This window comes from Streptomyces sp. NPDC101151, from assembly GCF_044768335.1.
Taxonomy (GTDB): Bacteria; Actinomycetota; Actinomycetes; order Streptomycetales; family Streptomycetaceae; genus Streptomyces.
Window position 1 is genome coordinate 284,628 of sequence record NZ_JBIWPP010000007.1, and the last position, 15,313, is coordinate 299,940.

15 protein-coding genes and 3 pseudogenes are annotated in these 15,313 nt (G+C 70.1%); 11 read left to right on the forward strand and 7 right to left on the reverse strand.

The features are described 5' to 3' along the window. Positions 1 to 678: 678 nt before the first annotated feature. Complete coding sequence (locus ACIRU3_RS16565; RefSeq protein WP_404056743.1) at positions 679 to 1,893, reverse strand: cytochrome P450; 1,215 nt, start codon at positions 1,891 to 1,893, stop codon at positions 679 to 681. Between the two features lie 79 nt (positions 1,894 to 1,972). Next, entirely contained in the window at positions 1,973 to 2,227 is a 255-nt protein-coding gene (locus tag ACIRU3_RS16570; protein WP_404056745.1) for a hypothetical protein, read from the reverse strand. A gap of 503 nt (positions 2,228 to 2,730) precedes the next feature. Here ACIRU3_RS16570 and ACIRU3_RS16575 point away from each other — a divergent pair. The 6 genes and pseudogenes from ACIRU3_RS16575 to ACIRU3_RS16600 form a co-directional block, all read left to right on the forward strand. After that, the gene (locus tag ACIRU3_RS16575; RefSeq protein WP_404056746.1) at positions 2,731 to 2,940 is read left to right on the forward strand and encodes a hypothetical protein; all 210 of its coding nucleotides are present in this window, start codon (positions 2,731 to 2,733) and stop codon (positions 2,938 to 2,940) included. A 358-nt stretch (positions 2,941 to 3,298) separates the two neighbouring features. Next, positions 3,299 to 3,532, forward strand: coding sequence for a hypothetical protein (locus ACIRU3_RS16580; protein ID WP_404056748.1), 234 nt, complete (start codon positions 3,299 to 3,301; stop codon positions 3,530 to 3,532). Positions 3,533 to 3,576: 44 nt separating this feature from the next. Beyond that, positions 3,577 to 3,801, forward strand: a complete 225-nt coding sequence (locus tag ACIRU3_RS16585; protein ID WP_404056750.1) for a hypothetical protein — start codon at positions 3,577 to 3,579, stop codon at positions 3,799 to 3,801. Positions 3,802 to 4,090: 289 nt separating this feature from the next. Next, positions 4,091 to 4,429, forward strand: a complete 339-nt coding sequence (locus tag ACIRU3_RS16590) for a cyclic-phosphate processing receiver domain-containing protein (protein WP_404056752.1) — start codon at positions 4,091 to 4,093, stop codon at positions 4,427 to 4,429. A gap of 262 nt (positions 4,430 to 4,691) precedes the next feature. After that, entirely contained in the window at positions 4,692 to 5,090 is a 399-nt protein-coding gene (locus ACIRU3_RS16595; RefSeq protein WP_404056932.1) for a hypothetical protein, read from the forward strand. A gap of 243 nt (positions 5,091 to 5,333) precedes the next feature. Continuing rightward, positions 5,334 to 5,636 (forward strand): annotated as a pseudogene (locus ACIRU3_RS16600) (site-specific integrase); the annotation flags it as partial. 121 nt (positions 5,637 to 5,757) lie between these two features. Here the strand turns inward: ACIRU3_RS16600 and ACIRU3_RS16605 are convergent. Continuing rightward, positions 5,758 to 6,519: a phosphoglyceromutase gene (locus tag ACIRU3_RS16605; protein ID WP_404056754.1), complete on the reverse strand. Its 762-nt coding sequence runs from the start codon at positions 6,517 to 6,519 to the stop codon at positions 5,758 to 5,760. Between the two features lie 162 nt (positions 6,520 to 6,681). Here ACIRU3_RS16605 and ACIRU3_RS16610 point away from each other — a divergent pair, with 162 nt between their 5' ends. Together ACIRU3_RS16610 and ACIRU3_RS16615 are read left to right on the forward strand one after the other, a co-directional pair. Beyond that, a complete protein-coding gene (locus ACIRU3_RS16610; RefSeq protein ID WP_404056755.1) occupies positions 6,682 to 7,962 on the forward strand; it encodes an MDR family MFS transporter in 1,281 nt (426 codons plus the stop codon). Positions 7,963 to 8,076: 114 nt separating this feature from the next. Then, positions 8,077 to 8,550: a carboxymuconolactone decarboxylase family protein gene (locus ACIRU3_RS16615; protein ID WP_404056757.1), complete on the forward strand. Its 474-nt coding sequence runs from the start codon at positions 8,077 to 8,079 to the stop codon at positions 8,548 to 8,550. A gap of 8 nt (positions 8,551 to 8,558) precedes the next feature. Here the strand turns inward: ACIRU3_RS16615 and ACIRU3_RS16620 are convergent. Further along, positions 8,559 to 8,858 (reverse strand): annotated as a pseudogene (locus ACIRU3_RS16620) (DUF2000 family protein); the annotation flags it as partial. Here ACIRU3_RS16620 and ACIRU3_RS16625 point away from each other — a divergent pair. Continuing rightward, positions 8,842 to 9,417 (forward strand): annotated as a pseudogene (locus tag ACIRU3_RS16625) (helix-turn-helix transcriptional regulator); the annotation flags it as partial. The pseudogenes ACIRU3_RS16620 and ACIRU3_RS16625 sit on opposite strands and share 17 nt — an antisense overlap. Here ACIRU3_RS16625 and ACIRU3_RS16630 read toward each other — a convergent pair. From ACIRU3_RS16630 to mshA, 3 genes are all read right to left on the reverse strand, one after another. Continuing rightward, on the reverse strand, positions 9,396 to 11,051 hold the full coding sequence (locus ACIRU3_RS16630; RefSeq protein WP_404056759.1) for a glycosyl hydrolase family 28-related protein: 1,656 nt from the start codon (positions 11,049 to 11,051) through the stop codon (positions 9,396 to 9,398). The pseudogene ACIRU3_RS16625 and the gene ACIRU3_RS16630 sit on opposite strands and share 22 nt — an antisense overlap. A 145-nt stretch (positions 11,052 to 11,196) precedes the next feature. Continuing rightward, the gene (locus ACIRU3_RS16635) at positions 11,197 to 11,697 is read right to left on the reverse strand and encodes a YbjN domain-containing protein (RefSeq protein WP_404056761.1); all 501 of its coding nucleotides are present in this window, start codon (positions 11,695 to 11,697) and stop codon (positions 11,197 to 11,199) included. Next, positions 11,690 to 13,027, reverse strand: coding sequence for a D-inositol-3-phosphate glycosyltransferase (gene mshA / locus ACIRU3_RS16640; protein WP_404056763.1), 1,338 nt, complete (start codon positions 13,025 to 13,027; stop codon positions 11,690 to 11,692). Before mshA ends, ACIRU3_RS16635 begins: the two co-directional genes overlap by 8 nt. Positions 13,028 to 13,396: 369 nt before the next feature. Here mshA and ACIRU3_RS16645 point away from each other — a divergent pair, with 369 nt between their 5' ends. Next, a complete protein-coding gene (locus tag ACIRU3_RS16645) occupies positions 13,397 to 14,104 on the forward strand; it encodes an LAETG motif-containing sortase-dependent surface protein (RefSeq protein ID WP_404056765.1) in 708 nt (235 codons plus the stop codon). Positions 14,105 to 14,207: 103 nt separating this feature from the next. After that, entirely contained in the window at positions 14,208 to 14,996 is a 789-nt protein-coding gene (locus ACIRU3_RS16650) for a class I SAM-dependent methyltransferase (RefSeq protein WP_404056767.1), read from the forward strand. Positions 14,997 to 15,313: the final 317 nt, after the last annotated feature.

Below are 15,313 nucleotides of genomic sequence, written 5' to 3' on the forward strand. Positions count from 1 at the left end.
GGCAGCGGCAGCGGCAGCGGCAGCGGCAGCGGCAGCGGCAGCGGCAGCGGCAGCGGCAGCGGCAGCGGCAGCGGCAGCGGCAGCGGCAGCGGCAGCGGCAGCATGATCTTGACCTTGGTTACTGGGTCCGTGAAGTATCAGCTGGTGGCGACCTGGTAGCAGTGTGACTCTGTGTGTATGGGTCTGTGGATGTCGTGGACGCTCGATGACGTAGGCAGCGCCGGCCAGACAGTGGATGATGTCGCGGCGGCCGTCCGTGCCTTGGACAACTCTGTGGAGCGGTCACGGCGGGCCTTTGGCTCCGATGAGCTGGCGTGGGAGCGCCTGAGGGATTCGGCAGACCACATGCGGGCTCGAATCCTCGATGAGGGGCGTGAGGCTGTGGAGCGAGGTAGGACATGGTCGTTGGACCTCGGCCGTGTCCACGTCCAGCTCACCCCGCGTGCCACACGCGCAGGTAGGTCGGTGGAGTCTCAATGAAGTGACCCCGGCGAGCGTGCACGATCACCGCTTCAGAGGCGAGGTTGGGCAATCACGGGCGTGAGCTGCCGATTCCCTGTCTTGGTCAGAGTTCGGCCGATGTCACCCTGCGCACCCCGGTTCCCCGTGAGTCCCCGTCTGTTCTTGCACGAAAGTGGCACACCCCGTGCACCGTGCCACGCCCCCTCGACGCGATGTTCAGGAGGTGAGGCCGTCGATCGCCACGGGGAGGTGGCGGGGGCCGCGCAGGACGGGGTTGACGCGGTATGGCGGGGGGTCCGCCAGCAGCCGAGGGTTCTTGATTCGGCGGAACAGCTGGGTCAAGGCGATCTGCGCCTCCAGCCGGGCCAGCGGGGCGCCGAAGCAATAGTGGATGCCGATGAAGAACCCGAGGTGCTGGTTGTCCTTGCGGTCGGGATCGAAGCAGTCGGGGTCCTTGAAACGCCGCGGGTCGCGGTTGGCCGAGGCCAGCATCAGCCAGACGGGCGCGCCCTTGGGGATGGTGGTGCCGGCGATGTCGATGTCGGCCAGGGCGGTGGTGAACGGCACGAACTGGACCGGCGGCTCGTAGCGCAGCACCTCCTCGACGAGTGGGACGGCCAGGGCCGGCTCGTCCCGGAACCGCTTGAGGACGTCGGGGTGGCGCAACAGCGTGAGCGTTGCGTTGCTGATCAGGTTGACGGTGGTCTCGTGGCCTGCGATCAGGAGCAGTATCGCGGTGGCCACCACCTCCGGGTGCGACATGCTGCCGCCGGGGCCGGATTCGCGGGCGAGGGGGCCGAGGATCCCGTTGCCGGGGTGGCGGCGCTCGGTTTCGATCAGGTCGGACAGGTAAGCGCCCAGTTCCTGGCGTGCCTCGCGTATCTGTTCCAGCCCGACGCTGGGATCGAGGCCGGATGCGATCGTGTCGGCCCAGCCGTGGAAGCGTGCTTCGTCCTCGCGGGGTACGCCGAGGACCTTGCAGATGGCGGTGACCGGAAGGGGGTAGGCGAAGTCGTCGACGATATCGACCTCGTTCCTGCCCTCGAACGCGTCGAGCAGCTCGGCGACCACCCGGGCCAGGTCTTCGCGCATGTCGTAGATGAAGCTGGGGCTGTGCGGGGGACCGAAGGGCCGCATCGCCAGATTGCGCATCCGGTCGTGTTCGGGCGGGTCGAGGTGGAGGAAGCTGAGCGGCAGATTCGGGTCCTCATCGGTCGCGGCGGAGCCCCCGGCGTCCGAGTCGCGGTTGCGCTGGTCGTTGCTGAGCAGCGGGCTCTTGGCCAGGCTGCGCACCTCGTAGTACGTACTGACCAAGTAGGTGCCGTCGTCCTGGCGGGTGACCGGCGACTCGCGCAGTGCGGCGAAAAGCGGGTACGGATCGGCACGATTCGCTGGGTCGATGATCTGTGCGGAGATGGTGTCGAGGTTCATGGTGTCTCCCGGGGCCGACGTCCGGGGTGATGGTCGGGTACGGGTCGTCGCGAACCGGACACGTTGATCGGTCGGTGAGTCACGGTGACGATCGGCTCGTGGCTGGCTGGGTGGGGGTCCGGGAATGCGGATCGAGGAGCTGCGGTGTGTCGGTGCGACGGTCAACTCGCGGGAACGACGCTCCCGTCACGATCTGGTGCCGGTAGAACCGCAGCCGTCTCCCCGCCTCGAAGGAGGCCGCAGCGATGATCCGGCCGCGATACCCGTACACCACGATCCGCTCCTCGGTGAGCGCCCCCTGGGCGATGATCAACTGATCGCCTGACGTGGGCACACCCACCGACTTGATGTCGACGCCGAACTGGATGGACGCCTCCCTTTCAGGATCAACTCCGCGGGAGGGCCTTGCAAGGTGAGAGCGGCGCGGTCGGGCGTCGCCTCTTCACGCGCACAATCCTTTCGGCTCCGAGCCGGCCCACGTGATCGACAGAGTGGGCTACTGCTGCTGCGCTCGTTCGGCAAGCTCTGAGGCAGGAAGCTTGACCGCGCGGTCGGTGGAATCTCAATGACCCGGGCAAGCGCGTTGCGTGGTCCTGGAGCCAGTTCGGAAGATCGCGTATGCGGACCTGGGCCGAGCCGACGAAACGCTGACGTGGACGTTCTCCGGTTGATCGCTGTCGTTCCCCGCTTGCTCCCCGCCTACGGTCGCCGACGGCGAGCAAGCGTGGATCGGGGCCGAGGCGTCACCCGAATGGAGCAACATGACGTGCCACCCACATGGGTGAAGATCAGGCTGACTAGTGCCCCAACCGCGGCAATCCGTGAAAGGGAAACCAAATGCGCATTCGACGAATCCTCGCCGCCGTCATCGCCACGGCGGCCCTCGCCGGACTCGGCCTCACAGGCGCCGCCACCGCCACCGCCGCCACGTCACAGGGTGCCCCCTCCTACGTCACTCCTTCTGAGTGCAAGCAGGGCGGCGGAACGGCCGACCTGACGGACAACCGCTGCAAGGGCGGTACGCACGACGGGGAGCAGATCGACTAAACCCCACAAGGCGCCCCGCAGCCACGCGCCGCGGGGCGCTCCCGCGCGAGGGTAGCCGGGAGAGTCCCAGGGACTGTCACGAAAGCTACCTCTTCTTGCCCTGGGTCTTGTCCTGGTCTCCGTGAGCGGGGTTTTTGCTGGTCGGGGCCGCGCTCCGGTGTGCCCGAGTCGTCGTCATTGGTCGTCGTCGGCCACTACCGAGCGGCCCCGGACGGCCCAGAGGCGGCCCGAGCTTCACCCCGGATTCGCTGCCCCTGATCGTCCACGGCTTGCCTTCCCCGCCGAGGCGTGCCGCGACAGCGTCGCCCGGCATCATCTTCGATGGACCCATAAATCGAACACATGCTTGAATTTGGTCATGCGATCGTTCCCCCACGACCTCGCCCAGGCGCAGCAGGAGTGGAGTGCCACCTACCGGCAGCTCGCCGAGCGGCCCGGCCGTACCGAGCTGCGCCGGCGTCTGTACCGGCTGTCGGCTCAGCTGTACTTCCATCCCTACTGGCGGCAACGGCGCCCAAGTCCCGCAGCATGGTGGGAGCTGCGTGACCTGGGACGGCCGGACGTACACGTGAGCGAGCGGCTTCATCCATGACGCGCTGGAATGCGGGGCCGCATGTCCCAGATGATGCTGAAGGCATGTCCGGCCCGATTCGCGTGATCGTCCATCCGCCATCACCCACAGGCGGCCGACGGGTGCGCGTGGACGGCGAGATCCTCGGCCTGGCCCACAACGTGGCCGACGTCGCCGAGTTCCTCCGCCGAGCCGGGCTGGAGATCGACCCGGAGGAGGTCGCGGAGGCCCCGTGGATCGACTGGCGCGGAGTGGGGCCTGAACACTGGGGCCCGGAGACGAGCAACTGACTCCCGCCCGAGCCGAGCCGAGACAGCACCTTGGGCCAACACGCTTTCCAAGTCTGTTGGTGGGGGCGCGGGGCCCGTACAGTGCCGTTCACCCGCGTTCACGGCTGGCCGGTCCATGACTCAGTCGCCATGTGTGGTCCGGGCTGAACGGCCGTGTACGGCGCTGAACGAGACGGAAACTGAGACGGCCAAGCCTGTGACTGCGCTGCCGCAGCGGATGCGCAACCCTCTGCCGACTACGTCGTCCTCGCTGTTGGGCCCCCCGCGGCGTTGCTGTGATGATGGGCGGGTGAAAGAAGAGTCGCCCGCACCGAGGCCCGTCATCCTTGGCATTGACGATCTCCGGCCGCTGCCCTGGGCCACGCAGATCGCGCGCACCAGCGGCGAAGGTGTCAAGCTCCTGCAAGAGCACCGCGACACCTTCATCAACGAACTCTGGCTCGACCACGACCTCGGCGGCGACGACAGCATCCTGCCCGTGGTGACCCTCATGGAAGAAGCCGCTTTCAATGGACGGCCCTTCCAAATCGGAACGGTCTTCGTGCACAGCGCCAACCCCATTGGCGCCGAGACCGTCGTCCGGTCGCTCACACGTTGGAACTACCAGGTCCGGCGGGCGACGGCCTAGGAATCTGATTTTGAGGTCTGGCCTCATCCTTATCAGGTCGATCATGGGATGTCGGCAACATCGGCCAATGCCCTGGAGCCCTCGGCCGATGGTCCGCTGAGGTCCAGCGTTGCCCGCCGAAGTTCGTGCCTATTGGTGTCAGGCGTTGATGTCAGACACCGGGTGCCCTCTTGACAAACCCGACTGTCGCTTGGGCAGGGCAACAGCGCACTGCTACCCCCTAGGATCCGCCTCGCACACTAGCCGCGTGAAGGGCGCTCTCATGGAGAATGCGAAATACGTCCGGTTCGAGGGAACGGAGAGGCATGCACGGGGGCACTTCCCTGGGGTCTTCGTGCTGGCCAATGAGCTGGCGGCCCAGGGAAAACTGACCGACGACCAGTATCGGTTCTGGCGGAGCAACAACGACTGGTACGACGCCAATTACACCAACCCCACCAACGTCGATCCTGAAATCTACGACCCGCGGGTGAATCCCGGTGCTGTGGCCTGGTTCAAGGTCTCTGCCCAACATCTCATCAAGCGCGTGGACGGGTACCTAGAGCTTCTAGCCTCCCACGGCGTCGAATCTCGTCGGCTGGAGTCCTCGAACCCCGGCAAAGTCATCTACGAGGACACGGATCAAGTCGTGGTCATCCCCGCGGAACTGAGCAGCACCTGAATGACTGCCTGACCACCAACCTCTCCAGCTCCCATCCCGTCCGCCGTCGACCCACACACCGTGGAGCGGGCGTGGTTCAGGGCGTCCGGGTGGAGCGCGCCACTGTACGAACGACTGTGAGGATTGATCACGGCACCGCTCGGCGGCCTGACCCACCGAACGATTGACGCTTCGGGCTGTCCTTTCGAGGAATCGTCGGCCGGCTGGGCGGTGCCGCTATGGCCGCGTCTGCTCGGCTCTGCCTCGTACGCCCGCACCATCTACTCCAACGTGCGTGCCGCCCTCAGCGCGGCCGTGGACGACGGGCACCTTCCCCGGAACCCGTGTGCCGCTCGATCGGTCCGGCCGCCGACCGTCGATGACAGGCGCGTGGCTCCCTGGACACCGGAGCGCGTCTTCGCCGTCCGGGCCGGCATGCCTGAGCGGTTCCAGGCCATGGTCGACCTGGGTGGCGGCTGCGGCTTGCGCCAGGGCGAGATCCTCGGCGTGGCCGTCGACGCGATCGACTTCGAGTCGGACACGCTCCACGTAGTCCAGCAACTCAAGGGGTACGGATGCGCTTGACGCGTCGACCGTCCCAAGCCTGACGGCCCACAGACGGCCCAGCCCCACCAAAAAGCCCCCGCCCTGCGAAGAAACCGCAGGTCGGGGGCTTGCTGGTGTCGCGTTACTTCTTCTTGCCCTGGTTCTTGACCGCCTCGATCGCCGCCGCGGCCGCCTCGGGGTCGAGGTACTGGCCGCCCGGGGTGACGGGCTTGAAGTCGGCGTCCAGCTCGTAGTAGAGGGGGATGCCGGTGGGGATGTTCAGGCCCGCGATGTCGGCGTCCGAGATGCCGTCCAGGTGCTTGACCAGGGCCCGGAGGCTGTTGCCGTGGGCCGCGACCAGGACCGTGCGGCCGGTCAGGAGGTCCGGGACGATGCCGTCGTACCAGTACGGGAGCATGCGGACGACGACGTCCTTCAGGCACTCCGTCCTCGGGCGCAGCTCCGGCGGGATGGAGGCGTAGCGCGGGTCGTCCGCCTGGGAGAACTCGGAGTCGTCCGAGAGCGGGGGCGGCGGAGTGTCGTACGAGCGGCGCCAGAGCATGAACTGGTCCTCGCCGAACTCGGCCAGCGTCGCCGCCTTGTCCTTGCCCTGCAGGGCGCCGTAGTGGCGCTCGTTCAGGCGCCACGAGCGGTGGACGGGGATCCAGTGACGGTCGGCGGACTCCAGCGCCAGCTGTGCGGTGCGGATCGCGCGCTTCTGGAGCGAGGTGTGGACCACGTCGGGGAGCAGGCCGGCGTCCTTGAGCAGCTCACCGCCGCGGACCGCCTCCTTCTCGCCCTTCTCGTTCAGGTTGACGTCCACCCAGCCGGTGAACAGGTTCTTCGCGTTCCACTCGCTCTCGCCGTGGCGGAGGAGGATCAGCTTGTACGGTGCGTCGGCCATGCCTCAGAGCGTAATCCACGCTTTCGCCCCCCAGGACGCCCGCCCAGCAGCCGGACAGTTGACGGCATCTGTTAATCGAGTGGCCACGGCCAACCCTGTGCTTGTAAGTTGCGCATGCCGCTTGAGCCGCTTACCCGGCCGTACATCCATGGGGGTCCCGTCGTGTCCGTAGCCAGTCTGAGACGTGCCACCAGGGAGTCCGTCTCCGGGCTCCCCCGCGAGTTCTGGTGGCTGTGGACCAGCACCCTCGTCAACCGGCTGGGCGCCTTCGTCGCCACCTTCATGGCGCTCTACCTCACCCTCGACCGCGGCTACTCGGCCTCGTACGCCGGTCTCGTCGCCTCGCTGCACGGGCTCGGCGGGGTCGTCTCCTCGCTCGGGGGCGGGGTGATGGCCGACCGGCTGGGGCGGAGGCCGACGCTGCTCATCGCGCAGACCGCCACCGCCGGGTCCGTCGCGCTGCTCGGCTTCATGCACCACCCCGTCGCCATCGCCGCCGTGGCCTTCCTCGTCGGCATGGCGAGCAATGCCTCGCGGCCGGCCGTGCAGGCGATGATGGCCGACATCGTGCGGCCCGAGGACCGGGTGCGGGCCTTCTCGCTCAACTACTGGGCCATCAACCTCGGCTTCGCCGTCTCCTCCATGGCCGCCGGGTTCATCGCCGAGTTCAGCTATCTCGCCGGGTTCCTGATCGAGGCCGGGATGACGCTGGCCTGCGCGATCGTCGTCTTCCTCAAGCTGCCCGAGTCACGGCCCACGGCCACCGCCAAGCAGGCGGACGGCGACGTCAGCCTCGGGACGGTGCTGCGCGACGGGCGGTACATGGCCGTCGTAGGTCTCTCCTTCCTCGTTGCCCTCGTCTTCCAGCAGGGCTCGGTCGGACTGCCGGTGGCCATGGGGCGGGCCGGGTTCTCGCCCGCCGACTACGGCCTGGCCATCGCCGTCAACGGCTTCCTGATCGTCGCCCTGCAGATCCCGGTCACGCGTTTCATCGAGCACCGCGATCCGCGCACGCTGCTGGTCCTCTCCTCGCTTCTCGCGGGCTACGGTTTCGGGCTGACCGTCTTCGCCGGGTCGGTCGGCGTGTTCGCGCTCACCGTGTGCGTGTGGACGCTCGCCGAGATCGTCAACGCCCCGACCCAGACCGGGCTCGTCGTCCGGCTCTCGCCCGTCCACGGGCGCGGGCGCTACCAGGGCATGTACACGCTGTCCTGGTCCGTCGCCGCGCTGATCGCGCCGCTGATGTCCGGTGCGGTCATCGACCGGTTCGGGGCGGAGTGGCTGTGGGGCATGTGCGCCGTCGTCGGGACGGCGGCGGGGCTGGGGTACGGGGTGCTCATGCGGCGGCTTCCCCGGGAGGACGCGCCGGCTCCCGCGCGACAGGGGGCGCAGCGGCAGCAGCCGCCGCGGGCTTCGGAGCCCTCGCCGGAGCAGGCCGCCTGACCCGGACCCGCACTCCCTGCACAGGGTGGCGCAGGTCACATTCGCGGCTGTCACATCTCGCCGGCCCGCTCCGTCAAGAAGGTGTACTCACCGACAACCACACAGGAGTCCACGATGGAAGCCCGCCTGAACCTCTTCGCCAACCCGGTCGCCGGCAAGTTCATGCGCTACATCAACTCCGCGGGCAAGGCGGTCTCGGACTCGACCCTGCCGGCCGCGACCCAGGAACTGGTGAAGATCCGCGCCAGCCAGATCAACGGCTGTGGTTTCTGCACCGACATGCACACCAAGGACGCCGCCCACGCCGGGGAGACCGCACAGCGTCTCCACCTGGTCGCGGCCTGGCGCGAGGCCAAGGTCTTCACCGACGCCGAGCGCGCGGCCCTGGAGCTGACCGAGCAGGGCACCCGGATCGCCGACGCCGCCGGTGGTGTGTCGGACGAGGCGTGGGCCGATGCCGCCAAGCACCACGACGAGGACCAGCTCGCCGCCCTGGTGTCCCTCATCGCCCTGATCAACGCCTACAACCGCCTGAACGTCGTCGTCCAGCAGCCCGCCGGCGACTACCAGCCCGGCATGTTCGGCTAGTCGGCCCCTCACGGATGCATCCGCGCCCCCTTCAGCACCTTGTCCACCCCGTTCCGCGGCCCGTAGACGGCCAGGCCCACCAGGTCCAGGTCCGCCGTCGGCACGGCTCGTACCGCCGCGCGGTTGTCGCGGTCGTTGCCCGTGGTGAACAGGTCGGCGGTGAAGAGGGCACGGGGCAGGGCGCGGGACAGGGCCCGGGCGTGGGCGGCCTTCAGGGTCTCCTTCGTGCCCTCGAAGACCAGCACCGGCTGGCGGAACATCGGCATGCAGGCCACGCCGTCCGCGTCCTCGTACGGGTCCCCGGCCACCCCGCACGGCTTCCGGAAGCGGGTGCTCTACCTCGACGGCAGCCACCTCGGGGACGAGCTGATCGGTGCGGCGGTCGACGGTCCCGACCTCCGGGATCCGGTGCTGCGACGCCGGGTCGGGCAGGTGCACACCGCTCTGTCGCGGCCCGGTGACGAGCTGGAGGCGGAGAGCCGGCTGGCGCTGGTCGGGGAGCGGTTGCGGGACCGTCTGAGGCGGCGGGGGAGCGGCGGCGGCCGCCCCGACCCCGCCCTCGCCCGTTCGCTGCGCGAGCTTCTCGACGAGCGCGTCGTCGAGGGGCTCGCCCTCGCCGAGGCCGCGCGGGTGCTGCACGCCCATCCCGCCCACCTGGTACGGGCGTTCAGCGCCGCCTACGGCATCCCCCCGCACCAGTACCTGATGTCCCGCCGTGTCGGCCGCGCCCGCCGGCTACTGCTGGACGGGCGGGCGCCGGGCGAGGTGGCGGTGGCGGCCGGGTTCTGCGACCAGGCCCATCTCACCCGGCACTTCAAGAAGCTGGTGGGGGTCACTCCGGGGCGCTACCGGCTCAGTTCGCGCTGAGCGTCGTACAGGTTGCGCGGGCGCACCGCGTCCGTGGTGCCGTACAGCTCCAGGCGGGAGTGCAGGTCGCCGGTGAAGTCGGGGACGTCGATCTGGTCGAACTCGCGCACCTCGTTCAAGCCCACCGTCGCCGAGTACGGCGCCAGACCGTCGATCTTCATCAGGCCCGCGCGGCCGTTGGTGACCCTGATGTTCCAGTGGGTGAAGCGGGCGCCGAAGAGGGGACCGGCGCTGGCGTCTCCGCCGTGGCGGCCGTCGTTGTTCACCGTGATGTCGGTGCGCACGTTGGCGAAGGGCAGACCGCGGTGCGAGTCGAAGGTGCCCATCTGCATCTCGCCGCGCGACCAGACGTTGTGGGAGGAGAGGCCCTCCACGTTGATGCCGTGCAGCTGGGTGCCGGCGGGCGCGGGGACCGTCCGCTGCTCGATCGTGAAGTCCTCGATCAGGTTGTCGTGCGAGCCCTCGCGGCAGAAGTACGGGTGGTGGGAGCCGCGGCCCGCGACCCGGGTGCGGCGCAGCGTGCAGGCGGAGGCCGCGACCAGCCCGAAGCCGTTGTCGACATGACGGACCGTGACGTCGTCCACCCAGCAGTCGTAGGCGCACTGCAGGACGACCCCGTTGTAGCCCTTGTCGAGGAGGTGCGGGGACTGCGGGGTCTCCACCGCCTCCAGGGTCAGGGCTGCCACGCCCGAACCGGTCAACTCCTGGACATGGGTGGTCAGTCGGGGGTCCCACTCGGGGCGGATGTCCAGCGGGAGCGGGCGTTCGAGAGTGACACGGCGGCCGTGGACGCGGGTGATGCGGACGGGCCATTCATAGGGGACGTAGGAGGTCAGTTTGGTCTTGTCGTCCCAGTAGTAGGCGGCGGGGCCGGGGCCGCCGCCCGCCATGTGCTGCAGAAGGGTGTGGGCGGGGTCGTCGGCCAGGCGGAGGAGGACCAGCTGTCCCGGTTCGAGCCGTCCCGGGTCGGCCACGGTCACCGTCCATGAACCCTGGCGGGCCGGTTCGAGGGTGGTGAGGGTCGTCCACTCGTCCCGCTTGTTGCCGGTCCAGCCCTCGAAAGGCCAGGCCCTGGCCCGGATCGCCGCCACCAGGGAGTCCCAACGGGTCCTCGGCGCCAGCCAGATCAGGCCTCCTGCCCAGGACCAGGACGACTTGTCGCCGCCGTAGCGGGAGCCGTAGACGCCGATCAGTTCGGTGAGGTTCTTCGTGGCGTGCAGGGTCGTACGGCCGCTGCCGGCGCCGCGCAGGACCACGTTCGAGTCGGCGATGCGGATCACGTCGTCGATGCGGAAGGTCCCGGGCGGGATGGTGACCGTGCCACCGCCGGCCCTTCCGGCGGCGGCGATGGCACGGTTGATCGCGGGGGCGCAGTCCGTGACGCCGTCGGGTACGGCGCCGTGGTCGGTGACGTCGGCGACGGTGCGGGGGCGGGGGAAGCGGCGGGATCCGGCGCGATGGCCCGCCCTGCCGACGTACGGGATCTGCGGGTGGGTGACGGGGGTGCGGGTGAACTCCCGCCAGAGTGAGGCGGCTTCGCTCGGCGCCGCGGCCGCTGTGCCGGTGGCCGCACCCAGGGCCACGGCGGTGGCGCCGGCGAGGAGTGTCCGTCTGCTGACGTGCCCGTGGTTCATGTCCAGCCGCCCCTTCATATTCACCTATATGAACGACGTTCAGGAATGCGTCGGCGGTGAGCATGCCACGGCCCCCCTGGGCGGGGAAGGGGTCGCGCGGGAGAAGCCGCCGGAAGCCGGGAGGGGCCGGTCTGCGGGGTGATGGTCAGCTGGTCGGGCGCTCGATCAGATGCTTGAACGCGTCCAGGTTTCGCGTCGACTCGCCGCGGGACACCCGCCAGGCGTGCTCCCGGCGGATCGCGGAGGCGAAGCCCAGCTCCAGCAGGGTGTTGAAGGCACCGTCGGCCGCCTCCAGGACCTGGCCGAGAAGGCGGTCGACGTCCTCGGCGGTGACGGCGGTCAGGGGCAGTCGGGCGGTGACATAGATGTCGCCGAGCCGGTCGACGGCGTAACTGACGCCGTACAGCTTGAGATTGCGCTCCAGCAGCCAGCGGTGGACGCCCGCCTCGTTCTCGTCGGGGTGGCGGACGACGAACGCGTTGAGGGAGAGGGAGTGGCGGCCCACCAGGAGCGAGACCGTGGTGGAGAGCTTGCGGGTGCCGGGGAGCCTGACCACGTAGTTCCCGGGCGACGGGCTCTCCCACTCCAGTTCGGCGTCCTTCAGGACACCCTCGATGACCTGCGCGGCCTTCTCCACATCACCCATGCGGGGAGCGTACGCGACGGCGGTGCGACTGGGTCGCGGCCGAGTACACGTCGGCGGTGGCGGCCGCGGCGGTGTCCCAGCCGAAGGACCGCGCGTGCCGGGCGGCGGCCGCGCCCATGCTCGCCGACAGGGACGGCTCGTCGGCGAGACGCTGCAGCACGCGCGCGTAGTCGGCCGGGTCGTGCCCCTGCACGAGGAAGCCGGTGGCGCTGTCGCGCACGGCCACCGGGAGGCCGCCGACCGCGGCCGCGAGCACCGGCGTGCCGGTCGCCTGCGCCTCTATCGCGACCAGGCCGAAGGACTCGCTGTAGGACGGCATGACGAGGACGGAGGCGGCCCGGAACCAGTCCGCCAGCTGCTCCTGACCGACCGGCGGGCGGAACCGTACGACGTCGGCGATGCCGAGCCGGGCGGCGAGCTTCTGCAGGCCCTCCGGCCGGGCGAGCCCGCTGCCGCTGGGGCCGCCGACCACGGGTACGACGATCCGGGAGCGCAGCTCCGGGCGCTCGTCCAGCAGAACGGCCACCGCCCGGAGCAGCACGTCAGGAGCCTTCAGGGGCTGGATGCGGCCCGCGAAGAGCGGGATCAGGGCGTCCTGGGGCAGGCCGAGACGGGCACGGGCGGCCGCGCGCCCGTCGGCGGGGCGGAAGCGGTCGAGGTTCACGCCGGGGTGGACCACGGCGACCTTGGCGGGGTCGGCAGCGTAGTGCCGGACCAGCTCGTCGGCCTCCTCGGTGGTGTTGGCGATGAGCCGGTCGGCGGCGGACACGATCTGGGTCTCGCCGATGACCCGGGCGGCGGGCTCGGGGGTGTCGCCGTCGGCCAGATTGGCATTCTTGACCTTCGCCATGGTGTGCATGGCGTGCACGAGGGGGACGCCCCAGCGCTGGGCGGCGAGCCAGCCGACGTGGCCGGAGAGCCAGTAGTGGGAGTGGACGAGGTCGTAGTAGCCGGGGCGGTGGCCGGCCCAGGCCTGCATCACACCGTGCGTGAAGGCGCACAGCTGGGCCGGCAGGTCCTCCTTGGCCAGGCCCTCGTAGGGGCCGGCGTCGATGTGCCGGACGAGGACGCCGGGGGCGAGCTGGACCGTGGGCGCGAGGCCGCCGGCCGTCGCCCGGGTGAAGATCTCGACCTCGATGTTGATCGCCGCGAGGCGCTGGGCCAGCTCCACGATGTAGACGTTCATGCCGCCGGCGTCTCCGGTGCCGGGCTGGTGCAGCGGCGAGGTGTGCACGGAGAGCATGGCGATGCGGCGGGGCCTGCGGTGCAGCCTGAGCCGCGAGGGGGCCGCCTGGGATCGACGCCCGAGCCTGCTGACGTACTGGCTCACGTGGCGTTCCTCCTTGCTGCGGGCATGCCTGACGGAGGATCGACCTCACCCTCCGAAGGGATGCAACAGCGGGCGGGGTTCCGCCATTTCCCGAACCAGCGGCTTTACTCAATCATGACCTTTGATCGCTCAACCGTTCGATGGCCTGCTGCGTGGCCGACCGGTGCGCCGAGCGATCCGGCCGATGGCTCGAACGGCACACCTGTCGGGACCGGGAAGACATGCCCATGACCATCGCTTGACCAGCCGGAAAGCGGTCGGCAACCACGCTTTCATCGGTTCTTGACCTGCGGCGATACAACCTTTGACAGGGGAGTTTCGGGGCTTGTAGACGTGACGGGCCTGGGCCCATCAACCGTAAGGACAAGCGTGTCCCTCTCCCGTCGTGCCGCCAGGGCGGCCCGCGTCATAGGCACCTCGACCGCCGCGGCCGCGCTCTCCGTCGCCGCCGCCCACACCGCGCTCGCCTGCAGCATCGGCGACTTCTCCGCCACCGCCGGCTGCGACGCGAAGGACAAGGGCGTCATCCGCGTCACCGACAAGGACCCGTCCGGCACCCCGGCCACCATCAGTGTGTATGTGCAGCTGAGCATGCCCGGCGGGGAGCGGTGGGTCGCCACCAGAACCATCGACCACCCGACCGCCGAGGGCGTCAGCGTCGACTTCGACGACGCCCTGGAGTGGTACCCCGGCATGACGTTCCGGGTTCACGTCAAGGCGGGCGACCAGGTCGACGACGACATCGAGCCGATGGTGGTCGTGCCGGACGTGACGTGCGGGGCCTCCCCCTCCGCCACGGCCCCGGCCTCGGCCGTGCCGTCCACCCACCCCTCCACCCACCCCTCCGCGACGTCCAAGCCCTCGTCCGCGGCCCCGGCCCCCGCGCAGAGCAGCAGCGCGGCCCCCACACCGGCGGCGAGCGGCGCCCCGTCGCCCGCCGGCGGCGGCACCCGTCTCGCCGAAACCGGTGCGGGCGACGGCACCACGGTGATCGCGGGCGCAGCGGCCGCCCTGGTCGTGGCCGGCGGCGGCATCGTCGTCGCCCTGCGCCGCAAGGCCGCTCACCGCTCGCTCTGACCCGCCCACGGCCCGCGCCGACCCGCCTACCCTCGTACGTATGACAGCCCGCGCGACGCCCCTCCCCCACTCTCGGCTTCGCTCGACCGGGGGGACCCCCATCGTGGGAACGGTGACGCGCGGGACGACCAACCCCAACCGGCTGCGGCGCATGGACCGCTGGATCGCCGCCACCCACGGCGCCGAGCTGCGGCGCGCCGTGGATCCGGTGGCGGTCGACCTCGGGTACGGGGCGGCGCCGTGGACCGCCGTCGAGCTGCTCGGCCGGCTGCGGACCGTCGCGCCCCGCGCGCGCGTCGTCGGCGTGGAGATCGAGCCGGAGCGGGTCGCCGCCGCGAAGCCGTACGAGCGGGACGGGCTGACCTTCCGGCACGGCGGCTTCGAGCTCCCGGTCCCCGGGCGCCCTGCGCTCGTCCGGGCCGCCAACGTGCTGCGCCAGTACGACGAGGACCAGGTCGCCGCGGTGTGGGAGCGGCTGTGCGCGCGGCTCGCACCGGCGGGCGGCGGCTCGCGCGGCGGACTGCTGGTCGAGGGAACCTGCGACGAGATCGGGCGGCGGCACGTATGGGTGGCGCTCGGCCCGGAGGGCCCGCGGACGGTGACCTTCGCGACCCGGCTGGGCTCCCTCGATCGACCCTCGGACCTCGCCGAGCGACTGCCCAAGGCGCTGATCCACCGCAATGTGCCCGGTGAGCCGGTGCACGCCTTCCTGCGCGACTTCGACCGCGCCTGGGCGGCCGCCGCACCGTACGCCTCCTACGGCGCCCGCCAGCGCTGGATCCGCACGGTCCGGGACCTCCGCACCGACTGGCCGGTGACCGACGCACCGTCACGCTGGCGCCAGGGAGAAGTGACCGTGGCCTGGCGGGCATTGGCGCCACGCACCGGCTGAGCGCCGGGACCGGACGCCGGATCCCGGACCGGGCGCCGGGGCCGGGTTCCGGACACCGGTCGCCGATCGCAGACCGCAGACCGCAGACCGCAGACCGCAGACCGCAGACCGCAGACCGCAGACCGCAGACCGCAGACCGCAGACCGCAGACCGCAGACCGCAGGGAACGATCTCCCTGCGTCGTTCGTCACATCGGTGGGGAGATCGTCGTAGACGGCGGGTACCGGGGGAAGTTCGCAGTGAGGCGTGTGGGGGTGCGTGCGCCGAGCGGGCGGGGGCGAAAATCCGACTTCCCACGACCTCTGTCGCTTTGCGCG

Bases quoted from the DNA above. Each gene is read 5' to 3' on its own strand.
- ACIRU3_RS16605 (WP_404056754.1), bottom strand. From the start codon at position 6,519: ATGGCCGACGCACCGTACAAGCTGATCCTCCTCCGCCACGGCGAGAGC.
- ACIRU3_RS16565 (WP_404056743.1), bottom strand. From the start codon at position 1,893: ATGAACCTCGACACCATCTCCGCACAGATCATCGACCCAGCGAATCGT.
- ACIRU3_RS16635 (WP_404056761.1), bottom strand. From the start codon at position 11,697: ATGGGTGATGTGGAGAAGGCCGCGCAGGTCATCGAGGGTGTCCTGAAG.
- ACIRU3_RS16575 (WP_404056746.1), top strand. From the start codon at position 2,731: ATGCGCATTCGACGAATCCTCGCCGCCGTCATCGCCACGGCGGCCCTC.
- ACIRU3_RS16585 (WP_404056750.1), top strand. From the start codon at position 3,577: ATGTCCGGCCCGATTCGCGTGATCGTCCATCCGCCATCACCCACAGGC.
- ACIRU3_RS16595 (WP_404056932.1), top strand. From the start codon at position 4,692: ATGGAGAATGCGAAATACGTCCGGTTCGAGGGAACGGAGAGGCATGCA.
- ACIRU3_RS16630 (WP_404056759.1), bottom strand. From the start codon at position 11,051: ATGAACCACGGGCACGTCAGCAGACGGACACTCCTCGCCGGCGCCACC.
- ACIRU3_RS16580 (WP_404056748.1), top strand. From the start codon at position 3,299: ATGCGATCGTTCCCCCACGACCTCGCCCAGGCGCAGCAGGAGTGGAGT.
- ACIRU3_RS16615 (WP_404056757.1), top strand. From the start codon at position 8,077: ATGGAAGCCCGCCTGAACCTCTTCGCCAACCCGGTCGCCGGCAAGTTC.